The organism is Bacillus sp. AFS077874 (genome assembly GCF_002566505.1).
Taxonomy (GTDB): domain Bacteria; phylum Bacillota; class Bacilli; order Bacillales; family Bacillaceae_G; genus Gottfriedia.
Genome location: NZ_NUYF01000007.1, coordinates 387263 through 405562, shown reverse-complemented (window position 1 = coordinate 405562; position 18300 = coordinate 387263). Strand labels below are relative to the sequence as shown.

Annotated in this window: 18 protein-coding genes and 1 other annotated feature; of the genes, 17 read left to right on the top strand and 1 reads right to left on the bottom strand. The window is 35.5% G+C overall.

What is annotated here, in order from left to right; translation table 11 throughout:
* Positions 1-144 precede the first annotated feature (144 nt).
* The 15 genes from COJ46_RS07980 to spoIID all read left to right on the top strand — a co-directional run bounded on the left by COJ46_RS07980 (position 145) and on the right by spoIID (position 14321).
* Positions 145-513 (top strand): NADH-quinone oxidoreductase subunit A, encoded by a 369-nt coding sequence (locus tag COJ46_RS07980; RefSeq protein ID WP_056469320.1) that lies wholly within the window; start codon positions 145-147, stop codon positions 511-513.
* Positions 504-1022, top strand: a complete 519-nt coding sequence (locus COJ46_RS07975) for a NuoB/complex I 20 kDa subunit family protein (protein WP_056469321.1) — start codon at positions 504-506, stop codon at positions 1020-1022. Before COJ46_RS07980 ends, COJ46_RS07975 begins: the two co-directional genes overlap by 10 nt.
* Entirely contained in the window at positions 1019-2212 is a 1194-nt protein-coding gene (locus tag COJ46_RS07970; RefSeq protein WP_097974911.1) for an NADH-quinone oxidoreductase subunit C, read from the top strand. The genes COJ46_RS07975 and COJ46_RS07970 overlap by 4 nt, the downstream gene beginning before the upstream one ends.
* An 8-nt stretch (positions 2213-2220) precedes the next feature.
* Positions 2221-3321 carry an NADH-quinone oxidoreductase subunit D gene (locus COJ46_RS07965; RefSeq protein WP_025568980.1) on the top strand — a complete coding sequence of 367 codons (1101 nt, stop codon included), beginning with the start codon at positions 2221-2223 and terminating at the stop codon, positions 3319-3321.
* Complete coding sequence (gene nuoH / locus COJ46_RS07960; protein WP_097974912.1) at positions 3321-4322, top strand: NADH-quinone oxidoreductase subunit NuoH; 1002 nt, start codon at positions 3321-3323, stop codon at positions 4320-4322. The genes COJ46_RS07965 and nuoH overlap by 1 nt, the downstream gene beginning before the upstream one ends.
* Before the next feature lie 31 nt (positions 4323-4353).
* Positions 4354-4773, top strand: a complete 420-nt coding sequence (nuoI, locus tag COJ46_RS07955; protein WP_025568978.1) for an NADH-quinone oxidoreductase subunit NuoI — start codon at positions 4354-4356, stop codon at positions 4771-4773.
* Positions 4770-5288, top strand: a complete 519-nt coding sequence (locus tag COJ46_RS07950) for an NADH-quinone oxidoreductase subunit J (protein WP_025568977.1) — start codon at positions 4770-4772, stop codon at positions 5286-5288. Before nuoI ends, COJ46_RS07950 begins: the two co-directional genes overlap by 4 nt.
* Positions 5285-5599, top strand: coding sequence for an NADH-quinone oxidoreductase subunit NuoK (gene nuoK, locus COJ46_RS07945; protein ID WP_025568976.1), 315 nt, complete (start codon positions 5285-5287; stop codon positions 5597-5599). The genes COJ46_RS07950 and nuoK overlap by 4 nt, the downstream gene beginning before the upstream one ends.
* Positions 5600-5616: 17 nt before the next feature.
* Positions 5617-7473, top strand: a complete 1857-nt coding sequence (nuoL, locus tag COJ46_RS07940; protein ID WP_097974914.1) for an NADH-quinone oxidoreductase subunit L — start codon at positions 5617-5619, stop codon at positions 7471-7473.
* Positions 7470-8978, top strand: coding sequence for a complex I subunit 4 family protein (locus tag COJ46_RS07935; RefSeq protein WP_097974916.1), 1509 nt, complete (start codon positions 7470-7472; stop codon positions 8976-8978). The genes nuoL and COJ46_RS07935 overlap by 4 nt, the downstream gene beginning before the upstream one ends.
* Positions 8979-8981: 3 nt before the next feature.
* On the top strand, positions 8982-10478 hold the full coding sequence (gene nuoN, locus COJ46_RS07930) for an NADH-quinone oxidoreductase subunit NuoN (protein ID WP_097974918.1): 1497 nt from the start codon (positions 8982-8984) through the stop codon (positions 10476-10478).
* 176 nt (positions 10479-10654) lie between these two features.
* Positions 10655-10891 carry a DUF1146 family protein gene (locus COJ46_RS07925; protein ID WP_097974920.1) on the top strand — a complete coding sequence of 79 codons (237 nt, stop codon included), beginning with the start codon at positions 10655-10657 and terminating at the stop codon, positions 10889-10891.
* 80 nt (positions 10892-10971) lie between these two features.
* Positions 10972-11691: a YwmB family TATA-box binding protein gene (locus COJ46_RS07920; RefSeq protein WP_097974922.1), complete on the top strand. Its 720-nt coding sequence runs from the start codon at positions 10972-10974 to the stop codon at positions 11689-11691.
* 32 nt (positions 11692-11723) lie between these two features.
* The gene (gene murA, locus COJ46_RS07915; protein WP_025568969.1) at positions 11724-13028 is read left to right on the top strand and encodes a UDP-N-acetylglucosamine 1-carboxyvinyltransferase; all 1305 of its coding nucleotides are present in this window, start codon (positions 11724-11726) and stop codon (positions 13026-13028) included.
* Positions 13029-13307: 279 nt separating this feature from the next.
* Positions 13308-14321 (top strand): stage II sporulation protein D, encoded by a 1014-nt coding sequence (gene spoIID / locus COJ46_RS07910; RefSeq protein WP_097974923.1) that lies wholly within the window; start codon positions 13308-13310, stop codon positions 14319-14321.
* Positions 14322-14627: 306 nt separating this feature from the next.
* Here spoIID and COJ46_RS07905 read toward each other — a convergent pair whose 3' ends face one another.
* Positions 14628-16247: a peptide ABC transporter substrate-binding protein gene (locus COJ46_RS07905; RefSeq protein ID WP_097974925.1), complete on the bottom strand. Its 1620-nt coding sequence runs from the start codon at positions 16245-16247 to the stop codon at positions 14628-14630.
* 51 nt (positions 16248-16298) lie between these two features.
* Positions 16299-16594 (bottom strand) — a binding site (T-box leader).
* A 334-nt stretch (positions 16595-16928) separates the two neighbouring features.
* Here COJ46_RS07905 and spoIIQ point away from each other — a divergent pair.
* Both spoIIQ and spoIIID read left to right on the top strand, forming a co-directional pair.
* Positions 16929-17723, top strand: coding sequence for a stage II sporulation protein SpoIIQ (gene spoIIQ, locus COJ46_RS07895; RefSeq protein WP_176522483.1), 795 nt, complete (start codon positions 16929-16931; stop codon positions 17721-17723).
* Between the two features lie 279 nt (positions 17724-18002).
* On the top strand, positions 18003-18272 hold the full coding sequence (spoIIID, locus tag COJ46_RS07890; RefSeq protein WP_025569002.1) for a sporulation transcriptional regulator SpoIIID: 270 nt from the start codon (positions 18003-18005) through the stop codon (positions 18270-18272).
* Positions 18273-18300 lie beyond the last annotated feature (28 nt).

The window sequence follows — 18300 nt, the reverse complement described above, 5'->3', positions numbered from 1 at the left end:
GGCAATAAATATCGACACGTTTTTGTCACTTTTGTTATAATGGATACGATTACAAAACTGAATAGTAAAAATTAATGAAAAATACATTATATTTATAATAAGTATATAATGTAGAGCTCTGTAGTTAGAGGAGGGACAAGTTTCGTGAATGCTTATTTAAATAATTATGTGATCGTAGTTGTGTTTCTCGTTATAGGAATTGCGCTTCCAGTTGTCGCACTCTCGGTAATAGGTAAAATTTTAAGACCGAATGTACCAACTGAAGCAAAAGCAACGACCTATGAAAGTGGTATTGAACCATTTCATGATGCGAAGGTTCGTTTCCACGCTGGATATTACATTTTTGCTCTATTATTCGTTATCTTTGATGTTGAAACTGTTTTCTTATATCCGTGGGCGGTTGCATATGATCAATTAGGGCTTTTTGCATTTGTAGAGATGATTATTTTTATTCTTATGTTACTACTTGGACTTATTTATGCTTGGAAGAAGAAGGTGTTGAAATGGTTATGAAGTTAGATGGAATTTCTGTTGCTGAAATGGAAGAACTCCAAAAGAATATTTTTTTCACGACTTTGGAAGAAGTGAAGGCATGGGCAAGAAGTAACTCGTTATGGCCATTAACATTCGGGTTAGCTTGTTGTGCAATCGAAATGATGGGTGTAGGATCATCTCATTATGACTTAGACCGATTTGGATCATTTTTCCGTACTTCTCCTCGTCAATCTGACTGTATGATTGTTTCTGGAACAGTTACGAAAAAGATGGCGCCAATCGTTAAACGCCTTTACGATCAAATGCCTGAACCAAAATGGGTAATTGCGATGGGCTCATGTGCGACTGCTGGTGGACCATATGTTAACTCGTATGCAGTTGTTAAAGGAGTGGACCAGATTGTTCCTGTGGATGTGTATATCCCTGGATGCCCTCCGAATCCAGCAGCATTAATTTATGGTATTAACAAATTGAAAGAGAAGATTCGTTACGAAGCTAAAACTGGAAAGCAGGTGACGAATAAGTGAGTGAAGATAAGTCAAAAGAACAGTTAAAGAAAGAAGCAGCTGAGAGGGCTAAAGAAGCAGCTCGACGTAAAATGGAACAGTTGAAGGCAGAAAAGGAAGCTGCAAAAAATACTGAAGTTCAAAAAGAAGAAGTTCCTGTAGTCGAGGAGCCTACTGTTGAAAATGAAGTTAAACAAGAGGAACCAGCTTCAGAAGATGAAAAAGCGAAAGCACTTGCACTAGCGAAAGCAAAAGCAGTAGCAGCGGCGAAGGCAAAGGCGGCTGCAATCGCGAAACAAAAAGCAGCAGAAGCAAGTGAACAGACTCAAGCAGAAGAGTCAGAGGCGACTTCTGATGATGATAAGGCAAAGGCTTTAGCAGCAGCGAAGGCAAAAGCAGTAGCGGCAGCAAAAGCAAAGGCAGCGGCATTAGCAAAGCAAAAAGCAGCAGAAGGTGGAGAAGCTCCAGCAGATGGTGCAGATGATGAAAAAGCGAAAGCAATTGCAGCAGCAAAGGCAAAAGCAGTAGCGGCAGCAAAAGCAAAGGCAGCCGCATTGGCAAAACAAAAAGCAACGGGTGGAGAAGACACAGCAAGTGCTGGTTCAGACGATGAAGCGGCAAAAGCAAAAGCGAAGGCAATTGCAGTTGCGAAGGCAAAAGCAGCAGCAGCGGCAAAAGCGAAAGGCAAAACAGACGGTGGTAAAGAGGCTCCAGTTGAAGAAGTGAAACCTTCTCATAATCAACCATTGTTAGATGAAGTAAAGGCATTAATTGAAAAAGAGTTTGGAACGGATGTTATTGAGGAAGCAATTATTAATACGCTTTCTAAAGATGATCCAACTTTTACAATTAAAAGGGATGCTTATTTTAAAGTAGCACAGTTCTTAAAGAATAATGAACAGCTACAATTTACTTATTTATCTGGATTACATGGAACTGATTTTGTTGAGTACATGGAAGTCTACTCTTACATATATTCATATAAACGTAAACATGGAATCGCTTTAAAAGTAAAAGCAGACCGTGAACAACCTATTGTTGATAGTATTACTCCAATATGGGAAGGTGCAAACTGGCCAGAGCGTGAGACTTACGACTTACTTGGTATTCAGTTTGAAGGTCATCCAAAATTGGAGCGTATCTTACTGCCAGATAATTGGGTTGGCTATCCACTAAGAAAAGATTACGTTCAATTTGATGAGGGGGTGTAGGATAAGCCATGATTCGTACGGAAGAAATGCTATTAAATGTCGGACCTCAGCATCCAAGTACACACGGTGTATTTCGTCTTGTGTTAAAGATTGATGGAGAGATCATTAAAGAGGCGACACCTGTCATCGGTTATCTACACCGTGGTACAGAGAAAATCGCTGAAAATCTTCAATATACACAGATTATTCCATATACGGACCGTATGGATTATCTATCAGCAATGACAAATAACTATGTTATCTGCCATGCTGTTGAAACAATGATGGATATTAAAGTTCCAGATCGCGCAGAGTATTTACGCGTTATTTCAATGGAATTAGGGCGTGTTGCTAGTCACTTAGTTTGGTGGGGTACAAACCTTCTAGATATTGGGGCAGTGAGTCCATTCCTTTATGCTTTCCGTGAGCGTGAAATGATTATCAATCTATTAAACGAACTGTGTGGAGCGAGATTGACTTTTAACTACATGCGCGTTGGTGGGGTTAAGTGGGATGCTCCTGAAGGTTGGATTGAAAAAGTAAAAGAATTTATTCCTTATATGAGAGAGCAATTAAAAGGATATCACGATTTAGTTTCTGGTAATGAAATCTTTATTAATCGTGTAAAAGGTATTGGTGCATATTCACAAGAAGATGCAATTAATTTTTCATTAAGTGGTGCAAATCTTCGTTGTACTGGTGTTAAATATGATCTACGAAAAGATGCTCCATATTCTATTTACGATCGTTTTGATTTCGATGTCCCAGTGGGAACAGTTGGCGATGCATGGGATCGATATATGTGCAGAATGCTAGAAATTGAAGAGTCATTGAAGATTTTAGAACAAGCTGTTGAACAATTCCCTGCTGAAGGTGATATTTTAGCAAAAGTTCCTAAAATCATCAAGGCTCCTAAAGGTGAAGGATACGTTAGAATCGAGTCACCTCGTGGAGAAATCGGTTGCTATATTGCAAGTGATGGAAAAAAAGAGCCGTATCGTTTGAAGTTTAGACGACCATCTTTTTATAACCTGCAAATTCTTCCAAAGCTATTAAAAGGTGAAAACATCGCAAACTTAATTACTATTTTAGGTGGTATCGATATTGTACTTGGGGAGGTAGACGGATAATGATAGAAAATCTTCTACAAAGTACACCGTCTTGGATAAATTTTCTCATCTATTTAGGCTTAGGCGTTATTTTTCTATTTGTAGTTTTAGGTTTTGTAACATTTGGAATCCTATCAGAACGTAAAGTAATGGGTTTCATGCAAGGGCGTATTGGACCTAACCAAGTTGGTGGACGTTATGGTTTACTTCAAACTGTTGCTGACGTATTAAAGCTACTTTTAAAAGAAGATACAATTCCGAAAGCGGCAGATAAACCATTATTTATACTTGCACCAATCATCGCATTTGCACCAGCGTTTATGGTATTAGCAACTCTACCTTTCACAGAGAACTTACAGTTTGCTGATATAGGTGTTGGATTACTTTACTATATTGCTGTTTCAGGATTAACAACAGTTGGTGTTGTTACAGCGGGGTGGGCCTCAAATAACAAATATTCACTTATTGGTGGTATGCGTGCAGCAGCACAGATGATTTCATATGAAATTCCGTTAGTAATGAGCGTATTAGGTGTTATTTTATTAACTGGAAGCTTAAATTTAAATGATATTGTTAATGCACAGGAGAATGTGTGGTTCATTGTAACTCAGCCGATTGCTTTTATCGTTTTCTTAATTGCAGCTGTAGCTGAATTAAACCGTACACCTTTTGACTTACCAGAGGCTGAGTCAGAACTTGTAGCAGGTTATCATACAGAGTTTTCAGGATTCCGTTGGGCATTTTTTATGCTTTCAGAGTATGTTTACTTTTTTGCAATGTGTTCGTTAATTACGATTCTATTTTTAGGAGGATGGAAACCAATTGCGGGTCTAGACTTCATTCCTGGGGCTGTTTGGTTCTCTTTAAAATTTAGTGTAATTTTATATTTATTAATTTGGTTCCGTGTAACGTTCCCACGTTTACGTGCTGACCAATTAATGGAGTTCGGTTGGAAGGTATTATTACCAGTTTCATTAGCTAATATTTTAATAACTGCATTAGTAAAAAGCTTGTTCTTCTAAACAAATAGACCAATCTAAAGGGGTGTGAGTCATGATTGGGTTAGTAAAAGGTTTAAAATATACTCTTCAAAATTTAACGCGCGAAAAAGTGACGTATGATTATCCAAATCAGCCGATTCCGTTACCAGATCGTTTTCGTGGAATTCAGAAATTTTATCCAGAAAAATGTATTGTTTGTAATCAATGTTCAGCAATCTGTCCAACAGACTGTATTACATTAACTGGAAAAAAACATCCTGATCCTACGAAAAAAGGAAAAATTATCGACACATACGATATAAATTTCGAAATTTGTATTCTATGTGATTTATGTACGGAAGTTTGTCCAACAGAAGCGATTATTATGACAAATAACTTTGAACTTGCCGAATATTCACGTGATGAATTGTTTAAAGACCTTCAATGGCTTGATGAAAACGATCAAAACATTCGAAAGGAGAATAAAGCATGAGTGGTTTTGTAGTTGCTTTCTTTCTTCTTTCTTTATCAGCCATTTTAGGTGGCGTAATGATGTTAAACTCAACGAAAGTTATGCATATGATGCTTTCGCTTGTATTAACATTCATCAGTATTGCAGGGATTTATGTCCTTCTATCAGCTGAATTCGTAGCTGTTGTTCAAATTCTTATTTATTCAGGTGCAGTAACAATCTTAATGATTTTTGGAATCATGTTAACGAAACATGATATTGAAAGTGAAAAACCAAAAAGAAATTGGAGAAATATAGCTGCATTAATCGGTATTGTTGCATTTGGAGTCGTTATGTTTTTAGGAGTAAACGGACTTTCAATCGACGCATCAGATGTTGATTTAGCAACAAATAATACGAAAAATATTGGATTACAATTATTTACAAATCATATCGTGCCATTTGAAGTAATGTCTGTATTATTACTAATTGCTTTAGTAGGTGCGATTATTTTAGCAAAATCAGATGATTCAAAAGAGGAGGGTACGAAGGAATGAGTTCAGTTCCAATTAATGCTTATCTTCTCTTAGCGCTAATTTTATTTTGTATCGGATTATATGGTGCATTAACAAAACGAAACACAGTAATCGTGTTAATTTGTATTGAGTTAATGTTAAATGCCGCAAATATTAATTTAGTGGCATTTAGTAAGCTGGGTGTAGCACCGTCTTTAACAGGACAAATTTTTTCATTATTTACGATTTCAGTTGCAGCTGCTGAGGCTGCAGTGGGCGTGGCAATTTTAATTGCTTGGTATCGTCATCGTCAGACAGTCAATATCGATGAAGCTGATTCATTGAAAAGATAAATAGGAGGTGGAATTTGATGATGCAGTATGCTTGGCTTGTTCCGGTACTTCCGCTAATTTCCTTTCTAATCCTAATATTAGCTGGTACAAAAGGAAAGAAAGGTAGTGGGATTTTAGGAGCAACTTTAACAGGAATCTCATTCATCATCTCCTTGTTCGTCTTATTTGACCGTCTACAAGGGGATACAGTGCAGAAACTATACACTTGGTTAACAATTGGAAATATCGATATTCACGTTGGATATGTTGTAAATGCACTAAATTCGTTAATGCTAGTAATCGTTACGTTTGTTAGTACATTAGTACATATTTATTCAACAGCATATATGGAAGAGGATGATCGAATTACAGTGTTTTTCGCATATCTGGGCTTATTTACATTTGCGATGTTAGCACTTGTTATTTCACCTAGCATTCTACAACTTTATGTATTCTGGGAGTTAGTAGGCTTAGGTTCGTTCTTACTTGTTGGTTTCTACTTTTATAAAGAGGAAGCAAAAGCAGCGGCTAAAAAAGCGTTCATTATGACTAGAATAGGGGACGTTGGTTTATTTATCGGTATGGTACTTTTATTTTGGAAAACAAAGAGCTTTGATTTCGATCAAATTTTCAGTGTAATCCAAGGTGGACAAGTGAGTACTGGTATGTTAACACTTATTGCGATCTTGATTTTCGTAGGAGCAATGGGTAAATCAGGTCAGTTCCCACTTCATACATGGCTTCCTGATGCGATGGAAGGTCCAACACCTGTTTCTGCATTAATTCACGCAGCAACAATGGTAGCAGCCGGTGTTTACTTAGTAGCAACGACTTATCCAATCTTTATTGCTAGTGGAACTGCTTTAACGGTAGTTGCGATTGTCGGAGGATTTACAGCGATTTTTGCAGCGAGTATTGGTCTTGTGCAAAGAGATATTAAGCGAGTATTAGCATACTCAACAGTCAGTCAATTGGGCTATATGATGCTTGCATTAGGTGTAGGTGGTTATACGGCAAGTATTTTCCATTTAACAACTCATGCGTTTTTTAAAGCATTGTTATTCTTAGCTGCAGGTAGTGTTATTCATGCCGTACACACTCAAGACATCTTTAAAATGGGTGGATTACGTCAGAAAATGAAATGGACATCTACACTATTCTTAATCGGTACATTAGCTATTACAGGTGTACCATTACTATCTGGTTTCTTTAGTAAGGATGAAATTTTAGCTGCAACTTGGGAAAATGGCAATTACGTTTTATTCGTAGTAGCTTTAACTGCGGCATTTTTTACTTCTTTCTATATGTTCCGATTATTTTTCTTAGTTTTCACTGGAGAAGAGAAGACAAAGGGTGCGCACGAGTCACCAATGTCAATGGTCCTTCCAATGTCACTGCTAGGGATCCTTGCAATATTTGCAGGTTATATTAATACACCATTCTTTGGTCGTCACTTAAATGAGTTTTTATTAGATGGAGCTCCATTTACAATTACTGAGCATAGTCATGAGCCGGTTTGGATTATGATCGTAGCAACGCTTGTTTCTTTAGCTGGTATTACGCTTGCTTACAATATGTATGGAAGAAATGTGAAGCAATCGAAACAAGAAGAAAATGGATTATTTTATGAAATTCTTCTTAATAAATATTATATTGACGAATTGTATAACGGTTCAATCGTAAAAGGTATGTTTGCAATCGGACATGTAATGTTTGCTATTGAGCGTTTTGTAATTGAAGGACTTGCATTACTAGTAAAAGGAATTGTAAGTAGTGTCGGTGGAATTGGTTCAAGGCTTCAAAGTGGTCAAGTCCAAACTTATGGATTTATCACATTACTTGGTCTTGCACTAATCTTATTAGCAATCGTTGTGACAGGGGGGTACAACTTATGATGTCTCATTTCTTATTATGGGTTGTTTTCTCACCTTTATTGGGATTATTACTAGTTTCTTTTGCTCCAAAGAATTCTTATAAGCTTTGGGCATTATTGACTTCGGTTTTATCATTTGCAGTTACTATACTAGCTTATATAGCAGGTCAAAACCATTCTAGTTTAAAAGATTGGAATATTTCATATGATTGGTTTTCATTTGGAAAATTTTTCGCTGGATCAACTAGATTGTTTCAAGTTAAGTTTGAGCTTGGAGTAGACGGTCTATCATTAGTGATGATTTTACTTACTGGTATTATCTCATTAATCGCTGTAATAGCGGGTTACTCTATTAATAAAGGTTCAAAAGGCTTCTATCAACTACTATTTATTTTACAAGTAGGTATGTTTGGTGTATTCGCAGCTCAGAACTTAGTGTTATTCTTCTTATTCTTTGAATTAACGCTAGTGCCAATGTTCTTCTTAATTGGTAAATGGGGTCGATTTGATAGTGAACGTGCTGGATACCAATTCTTAATTTATAACGGATTAGGGTCTGCATTTTTATTATTTGTTATTGCTGTCCTATTTGCTCGCACAGGCACAACAAATTATGAAGTTTTAGCAAACATCATTCCAGCAGGACAACAAACAGTTAGTCCAATTTCAGAGCATTTAAAAATGGTTCTATTAATTTGTTTATTAATTGCATTTGCAATCAAACTACCATTATTCCCGTTCCATCGATGGATGGTGAATGTTCATACTCAAGCAAATCCTGCTGTAGTAATCATTCACGCTGGTATCCTATTAAAAATTGGAACTTACGGTTTAATTCGTTTTGCTTTAGGTATTTTCCCAGAGCAATTTGAAAAAATGTCGGTAGCTCTTGCGATTATTGGTGTAATTAATTTACTTTACGGAGCTTATATTGCTTTAATTCAAAAGGAATTACGCTCTGTATTGGCATATTCAAGTTTCTCACACATGGGGATTGTTATTATTGGATTAGCAGCAATGAATAGCGCTGGGATCCAAGGAGCAATTTTACAATCAGTATCTCACGGTTTAATTGCAGCACTTCTATTTTTAATAGTTGGCATGCTAGAAAACCGAGGTGATACTACTAGTTTTGACCGTATTTCTGGTCTTTCAAAATCAGCTCCAAGACTTGCCGGCTTATTGCTTTTTGGTGGTATGGCATCGTTAGGTTTACCAGGTCTATCAGGGTTCGTAGGAGAATGGTTATCATTTGTAGGCCTTTTCCAATCTCATAAAACAATTGCAACTGTAGGTACATTAGGAATCATCTTAACTGCAGCTTATATTTTAAGAGCAATTTTACAATTAAGCTTCGGTAAAACTAGTGAATTTATTTCATCATTCACTGATTTGTCAAAACGCGAAGCAATCGCTTCAGTTATTTTAGTATTTGCGATTGTACTGCTTGGTGTATACCCAGCTTTCGTAAATGATATGATTGTTTCATCAGTGGATTTTATCATTCAAGGGATTAGAGGTGTATAGAAGATGACTTGGAAAGCATTATCTGAATTTCAATGGGGAACAATGGGTCCTGAGATTATTCTAGTAGCTGCTGCGCTTCTTCTATTAACTCTTGAACTCTTACTACCTAAGAATGCGAGTCGTAAAATAGTCGGTTGGGTTGGTTTACTAAGTGTTGTTGGATCACTAGTATGGTTATTCACACTTTATTCACATAAACCAATAAGTCTATTAGCGGGATCGTTTAAACTTGATTCATTTGGGCTTCTCTTTAAAACTATTTTATTAATCGGGGCAATCTTAGTTTTATTACTTGCTCTTGGAGATAAATCAATTGCAGAGCGCTCAGAATACTACACATTGTTTATTACAGCGTTAATTGGAGCAATGTATATGGCTTCAAGTAGTGATTTAATCACATTATTTGTTGGATTAGAGTTACTCTCGATTTCATCTTATATTCTAGTTGGCATTCAAAAGAGAAGAGAAGGCTCTTCTGAAGCTGCACTTAAGTATGTAATTAACGGTGGTATTTCAACTGCAATAACATTATTCGGACTAAGCTATACTTATGGCTTAACAGGTACAACAAACATTACTGAAATGAATTTGGCACTTCAACAAGGAATTCCAAGCAGTAATGAATTTCTAATGATCCTAGCATTTGTGCTAGTATTTGTTGGATTATCATTTAAACTTGCGTCTGTTCCGTTCCATATGTGGGCGCCAGATGTATATGAAGGTGCTCCAACACCTGTAACAGCATTTTTAGCAACAGTTTCAAAAACAGGTGGCTTTATTATCGTACTTCGCATCTTCTTAGCAATTTTTACGGGTGCATTATTGATGAAGGAACAAAAATCTGTATTTGAAGTAATGCAACCAGTTGTAGCCACATTGGCCGCGTTATCGATGATTATTGGTAATACAATTGCTTTAAAACAAAACAGTCTAAAGCGTATTCTTGCATACTCAGGTATTGCACACGGTGGTTATGTTCTAGTTGCATTTGTAAGTATTTCACCATTCATGTTTGAGGGAATCTGGTTCTACTTATTAGCTTATACATTCATGACAATCGGTATTTTAACAATTGTCTACAATGTACAACACCAAAGGGGAACTGACTCATTATCATCATTTGCAGGGCTAATTAAAACAAATCCATTTTTAGCGATTACAATGACAATATTTGTTTTATCGCTAGCGGGTATTCCATTAACTGCAGGGTTTATAGGAAAGTTAAATATATTCTTGGGGGCTTTCGTCCAAATTAAAGGATATTATGTTCTAGGTGGTATTCTACTTTTAACTACAGTAGTATCCTATTTTTACTATTTCGGGATCCTTCAAACTATTTTCTTTAGAAGTGGTGAAGAGCGTAAAGTTGTACTTCCTAAGACACATCTATTCGTTGTATTGGTTTGTGCTATTTTAACAATTGTATTGGGTATTAAACCATCTTTAGCATTAGATGTATTTCATAAGCTAGACATTGTGAAAGACTTCTTTATGGCGTAAAATATATTTAAATTAAAAGTGTAGGTTGATTCCTACACTTTTTAATTTGTAGAAAAAGTATAAAATTAGGTTTTCAGACTGTTTGAAATTTCGTGTACTAAGAACACATGGGCTAAAAATGCAACTAGGCAATCTGAAAATTTTTTCTATAAAAATGCGGAAAGAGGACGTGGAAAATGGAAGCTTTAGTTGGGACAGAAGCGTTATTAGCAATAATTGTCCATTTATTTTTCATTATTTTAACTTGGTGGGCTTTAACAGCAATTAAGTGGGAGAGTATTATGAAAAAAGGCCATGTCGCCCAAATTCGACTTTTTATGGTGCTATTGACGATTACAATTTCTTCTACTGTAAGTAGTTTTTTCCTAGACTATCTTCAATATACAAAAAACATTACATATTTATTGAAATAATTTGTCAAAAAGTATGTTACGATGTACCGTATAAACCCCTCTCTACCTGTGAAAAATGGAAGTAAGAGAGGGGATTATTTATGAAAAAGACTATGTACATATTATTAGTTACGATTACTTTTGCTTCTGCACTATTTTTTAATTGGGGTAAAATCGGTATGGCTGACACAGGTGTAGGCCAATTGAATCGTTTTGCAGACGTATTAAATAAAAAAGACATTTCGGTTACAAGTTGGAATTTATACGCAAGAGAAGCTAAAATGAATACTTCGGTGTCCAAAATAATCAGTAAATATAAAGAGGATTTTAAAAATTTTAAGTGGACGAAAGCTGACAATGGTAATAAAATAATTGGTACGTTTAACCATAATTTGGTCACAGAAAGAATCGTTGTTACATCTACTGGCAATAATAGCAGCTATGTAATTTATGAACTTAGTGGGACTAAATGGGACCAACAGGCTGAAAAAGAAACGAATAAGCTTATAAAGAACTCATTGGAAAATATTTTTAGTAAAGAACCTACTTTTTTTACTTGTATTAAGGGGACAATGGGTGGTAAACTTGAAGGTGTTTTGCAGGGTATAAAAAATGATTTTTTGGGGACTTTTAAAGCAACAAAAATTGAAGAAATAAAAGAAGGGGCATTCGTCTCTGTTTCAGCATATACTGAACAGTGGAATGACGCTCTGGTTGCAAATGGCAAAAAAATTAATTTACAAATTGCAATACGTGAAAACAATGTTGATAAATCAACGACAATTATTATTGGCACACCGATTATAACAGTAGAATATTGATAGATCTATTTTAGGACACGGAGGGGAAAAGTTTGGATAAAATCATTGTCCGTGGCGGGAAACAGCTTCAAGGCACAGTTCGTGTAGAGGGTGCAAAAAATGCTGTCTTACCAGTTCTTGCTGCAGCGCTACTAGCTAGTGAAGGAAAAAATATAATTCATGACGTACCAACTCTATCTGACGTTTACACGATTAACGAAGTTCTTCGTAATTTAAATACAGAGGTTGGGTTTAAAAATAATACAGTAACAGTTGATGCTTCAAAGGATTTACATGTTGAAGCACCATTTGAATATGTTCGTAAAATGCGAGCATCTATTCTTGTAATGGGACCTCTTTTAGCAAGAAATGGTCATGCACGTGTAGCGTTACCAGGTGGATGTGCGATTGGATCTAGACCAATTGAACAGCACTTAAAAGGGTTTGAAGCAATGGGAGCTCAAATTACGGTTGGTAATGGTTTTGTAGAAGCAAAATCAAACGGTCGTTTAAAAGGGGCAAAAATCTATTTAGATTTCCCAAGTGTAGGTGCAACAGAAAATATTATGTCTGCAGCAGCACTTGCTGAAGGAACAACAATTCTTGAAAATGCTGCAAAAGAACCTGAAATTGTTGACTTAGCAAACTTCATTAATGCAATGGGCGGTAAAGTTCGTGGTGCTGGAACAGGCACTATTCGAATTGAAGGTGTACCAACATTATTTGGTACAACTCATCACATAATTCCAGACCGTATTGAAGCTGGAACATTTATGGTAGCAGCAGCAATTACGAATGGAAACGTATTAATTGAAAATGCAGTTCCAGAGCATTTAAGCTCAGTAGTAGCAAAAATGCGTGAAATGGGCGTAACAATTATCGAAGAGGAAGAAGGTCTTCGTGTAATTGGTACAGACAATTTAAAACCTGTAGACATCAAAACAATGCCTCACCCAGGCTTCCCAACAGATATGCAATCACAAATGATGGCACTTCTATTAAAAGCTAATGGAACAGGCATGATTACTGAAACAGTATTCGAAAATCGTTTTATGCACGTGGAAGAATTCCGTCGCATGAATGCAAATATTAAAATTGAAGGTCGATCAACTATTATTCATGGACCAAATGATCTTCAAGGAGCAGAAGTAGCTGCTACGGATTTACGTGCTGCTGCATCACTTATCCTTGCTGGTCTAGTTGTTGATGGATATACTCGTGTTACTGAATTAAAACATTTAGATCGTGGTTATGTAAATTTCCATGAAAAGCTTGCTGCACTTGGAGCGGACATTGAACGTGTAAACGAACCAAGCACAGCTGTAGAGGAAGAAACACTTAAAGATTTACAAGCGTAAACTAAAAACTAATTCAAATGCCTGGCACTTTGTGTTACCCCACATAGAGTCGGGCATTTTTGCATTTTCATGCAACTTTCTACTATCAGTTATAGACAGAAACCTTATAAAATATTCTAAAAATAATAAAAAAATAATACAATTTGTTAAAAGAATCTAATTTGAGATGAATCTATTATTTGTTCTAAATGCTTGTCCATATACATAAATTATCTTTAGAAAGGGCAATTAGTTGAAAATTGTCATTTAAAGTTGTTTTGAAATGGATAGGAGGAAAATATGAAGTCATTTAAAACATTAATCACTGCAGGATTAACTACTTGCTCAGTCGTTATTATTATCCCTACATTGCTTGTTCTACCATTTCATAGCCATACAGATGGTAGATTGGTTGATCAGCTACAGAAAAAAGCAAACCAAGTCGCAGCAGCGAACAAAAATGACAATCTAAGTATTGAAGTCTTTAGAACAAAAACACAAAAAGTAGAAAAACTACCAATCGAGGAATACGTATTAGGAGTAGTAGCATCAGAAATGCCAGCAAAATTTGAAACAGAAGCACTAAAAGCACAAAGTTTAAGTGCAAGAACATTTATCATCAAACGATTGAAAGAAGGTAAACCACTGGATGAAGGTGGAATTGTTGATGATTCAGTTAATTTTCAAGTCTTTCAGGATCGCGATGATCTGAAGAAAAGATATGGCGCTGAATACGATAAAAATATAGCTAAAATTGAAAAAGCTGTAAAAGCCACGGAAGGACAAATATTAACTTACAATGGACAACCTATAACTGCTTCATTCTTCTCTACAAGCAATGGATTCACAGAAAACTCCGAAGAATATTGGAAAAATAGTGTACCATATTTGAAAAGTGTACCGAGTCCTTGGGATTCCGTTGCTCCAAACTATATATCAAAAAAATCATTTACAATAAGTGATTTCGAAAAAAAACTTAATGTAAAAATTAATAAGTCAGACATAGGGAAAGTCACTTTGAGAACACAAGGTAAACGTGTAGAACAAGTAGCGTTTGGTAAAAAAACTCTCTCTGGTAAAGAAATTAGAGAAAAACTAAACTTACGTTCAACGGATTTTTCATGGGAGCGTTCAGGTAATGAAATCATCATTACAACAAAAGGCTTTGGCCATGGAGTAGGTATGAGTCAATACGGAGCAAATGAGCTTGCTAAGCAAGGGAAAACATACGATGAGATTGTTAAGTATTATTATAAGGGAATCAACATAAAGAAGCTTAGTAAGAAGGATTATGACCTATTAGAGAAGCTTTGAGAGTTCAGACTGTTGACAAGCGCTTGCAGTCAGTCTGAAACTCAAGTTTTTTATACTTTGTTTAAACTCTGGACAGACCTCATTAAGGTCTGTTTTTTGTTTATCGGTTTTATATAAAAAGAAGAAATTAAATTTAAAAACACTCTAAATCGAACTAAGATTCGTTCATTTAGAGTGTTTTTTGATTAAAAAAAGTATTTATTTTGGGATATTAAGAAGTTTAATTGCAGAATTACCAGTGTTATTCGGTTCAATTTCAGTTCCTTAGTATACATAAGAATACAATTCCACTTATTTACTTAGCCCTTACTGCTTTTGAGCATATTTATAATAAAAATATCCAACAAATGGACGTACCTTTATGTTTTTTACATTTGATTTTTGCAAGTATACATAGCCAGCTTGGTAAACTGGAGCAATCGCAGCATCATCTAGTAAAAGGTCTTCAGCATTATGAAGGAGCTGAGTACGTTCTGTTTCGTTTTGTAAGCTGATTGTATTTGCTTTTTGAACAAATTCGTCATATTTAGCATTTTTATAATTTAATACATTTAAAGCTGATTTAGATGTAAATAGCTCTAAATAAGTTGTTGGATCTGGATAATCTGCGCCCCATGTATCTAGAGAGAGATCATAGTTTCCTTGCTGACGCAATTCGAATTTTTGTTGTGCAGGCTGTACGACAATATTAACTGTTAGACCTTTTAAATTTGTTTCTAATTGTGATTTTAAATATTCACCGATTTTACGCGATGTATTGTTATCACTTACTAGTAATGAAATTGTAGCTTTTGACTTACCACTTTCAGATAAAGCTTCTTTAAATAAAGATTTAGCCTCCTCTAAATTTACTGTAGAAGGATGAGACGTTGAGCCAACAAAGTCGACCCCTTTCGAGTTTTTTACTAAACCTTTAGGAATAATTCGATCAGTAGGAATAGAACCATCGTTTAATATCGTTGAACTAATGTCCTCTTTATTATAGCCATTTGCGATTGCCTTACGTACTTTTACATTTGCTAAAAATGGATTTTTTTGATTAAAGCTGATGTAAGAGACAATTGGCATAGCTAGTTTGTTTAATTCTTTATTCCCTTTATAACGATCGATAACATTAGAATCAATAATCGCTTGGTCAAGTTCACCTGTTTCATAAAGATTAACTGCAGTTGTTGTTTCTTTCATGATTTTAACGTCAATTTTATTTACATGGACATTCTTTTTATCATAGTATTGCGGATTTTTTGTCATAGTGAATCCAGCCTCATGATCCCATTTACTAACAACGTAAGGACCATTATATAAAGTTGTATTTGCTTCTAAACCATATTTGCTACCTTGCTCCTTAACGAATTTTTCATTTAACGGGAAGAACATCGGTAAACTTGTCAGTTGAAGGAAATATGGGATAGGGCGTGCAAGTTTAATTTGTAATGTTTTATCGTCTAGTGCAGTTACCCCGAGTTTATCCACAGATAACTTTCCTTGGTTAATTTCTTTTGCATTTTCAATATCATATAAATCGTATGCAAACTGAGCTTTAGTATTTGGATCAACTGCTCGTTTCATTGCAAAAACAAAATCTTTTGCTGTTACTGGATCTCCATTTGAATATTTAGCATCCCTTAAGGTAAATGTATAAACTTTACCATCCGTACTAACTTTATGTGACAAAGCAGCAGCGGGAACGTATTCTCCTTTTTCATTTGGCATGTAAAGACCTTCCATTACGCTATTAAGTGCGTTTAATGATGGTCCATCTAAAGCTAGTGAACTATCAAGACTTACAATATCTGAAGTATCCATTAAATGTAACGTGTGATCATTTGACTTCGAAGCTGTTTGATTTGATTGTTGTCCACAACCTGCTAGTGCCAATGTGAATAATAAAGTAATTGATATGAAGGTTTTCTTAGTAAATATCATTTTATTTTTCTCTCCTTATTTTTGGGTACAAAAAAAGAGTCCCCGCCTTATAAAAAGGACGAGGACTCCCGTGGTGCCACCTTAATTAGTCTAAAAACGTTTAGACTCACTTTGCAGTATCGAAACAAATGAATTGAACTACCTTGTGATAAAAAGCAGTATCGAAACATGAGTTTGAATACCCGTCTCTTTTATCGGTGAGACGTCCGCCAAAGCCTACTGCATAAATAAATGGTTCGGTTTGGGTGCTCAGAAGCCCATTCAAAAATATGTCCGTACTGACTTGCACCAACCGTCAGCTCTCTGAAACTTTCATATAATCTACTCTTCTTCATCATCGCAAAAAATATATAATGACTGAAATAATTTTTTAAGTTTAAGTTTTTAATACATCGTACAAGCTTGTAGTGTGATTATATTTTGTAATAAAGAAAAATGCAAGAAAAATATTTTGTGAACTTCATAATGAGACTTATTAACTTATCCACAAATATTGTGTATAAACCTTGTGGAATTGTGGATAAATCGCTTTCATTTGTTAATATTTTACTAGTATTTTGTGGATTAATGTGAATTAGTTTGAAATTGTGTGGAAAAATAAGAATTTTGTCGAACTAAAATTTTCTAAATTGCGTATATAATTCCAGAAATCTGTTGACAATGATTGCAGAGGTGATAAGGATGAGAGAGGAACAAAACAAAAAAACTTCTCAAAAGGTTATTAAAATGTTAAGAAAGCGTTGGGTAGTACCAGCAATTTATTTAGTGAGTGCGGCAGTTATTTTGACAGGTGCGTTATGGTATCAATATAGTAATGCTCCAACTCCAACAAAAACTGGAACTACAGTTGATACGAGAGAGCCAGAGGCAATTCCAGCTTCACAGCCAGAAGAAAAATTAACTTACCCAGTTTCAAAGGATGCAACAGTTCAAGTTAAAAGTCATTATTATGATGACTCTGCTTCAAAAGATGAGCAACAAGCATCATTAATCCAAATGGATAATAATACTTTCACGATCAACACTGGTATGGATTTAGTTGATAAAAGCGGAAAAGAATTTGATGTAACTGCGGCTCTTAGTGGTACTGTTACAAAAGCTCAAAAAGATGCTGAGCTAGGTTATGTAGTTGTAGTAGAAAGTGGTAACGGATTAGTTTCATATTACCAAAGCTTAAAATCTGTAAGTGTTGAGCCAGGAACAAAAGTTTCACAAGGACAAGTTCTTGGAACAGCTGGAACAGCTTTAATTGGCAAAGAAAATGGCATTCATGTTCATTATGAATTACGTAAAGATGGTGTAGCAATTAATCCAGAGAAATACCAAGGACAAGATGTTTCATCAATTATTAGTTCTGAAAATACAAAAAGCGAAACAAAAGAATCGAATACAATGAATACTTCTGGTAATGTATCTGATGACAATGAAGAAGGTTCTTCTAATACTGATTCAACTGGAAATAAAATTCAACAATAATAATTAAGCAATTCACAAAGTGCCTAACACGTGGGAATCATACCCCATATGTGTTGGGCACTTGTTTTTTTCTGATAATTGTGCATAGTTAGACACCTTTGCTAATACAATGTTATAAACCCATCAAAGAGGTGTTTGAGGTGAGGAATCGTGGATTTTCTACCTAGTCAAAATAAATGTACCTCAGCAGGTCAGTCAGAGCAGGAAAAAGAGCAGCTTAGTCAGTCAAAACGAGTCTCATTTCACGCTTCTCACATCCATTTAGAGGAGGAGAGTAGTGTGCACGATTACATCAAAGAGAGAACGATCAAGATTGGGAAATATATCGTGGAGACGAAGAAAACAGTTCGCGTAATAGCCAAAGAGTTTGGAGTGTCAAAAAGTACAGTACACAAAGATTTAACAGAACGCCTACCGGAAATCAATCCAGATTTGGCAAATGAAGTAAAAGAAATTTTGGATTATCACAAATCAATTCGTCACTTACGCGGTGGAGAGGCTACAAAGCAAAAGTATCAAAAAGAAGACGTTGAGAAAGTAACTAAATAGGGTTTCTGAGCCTTGAAAACAAAATTAG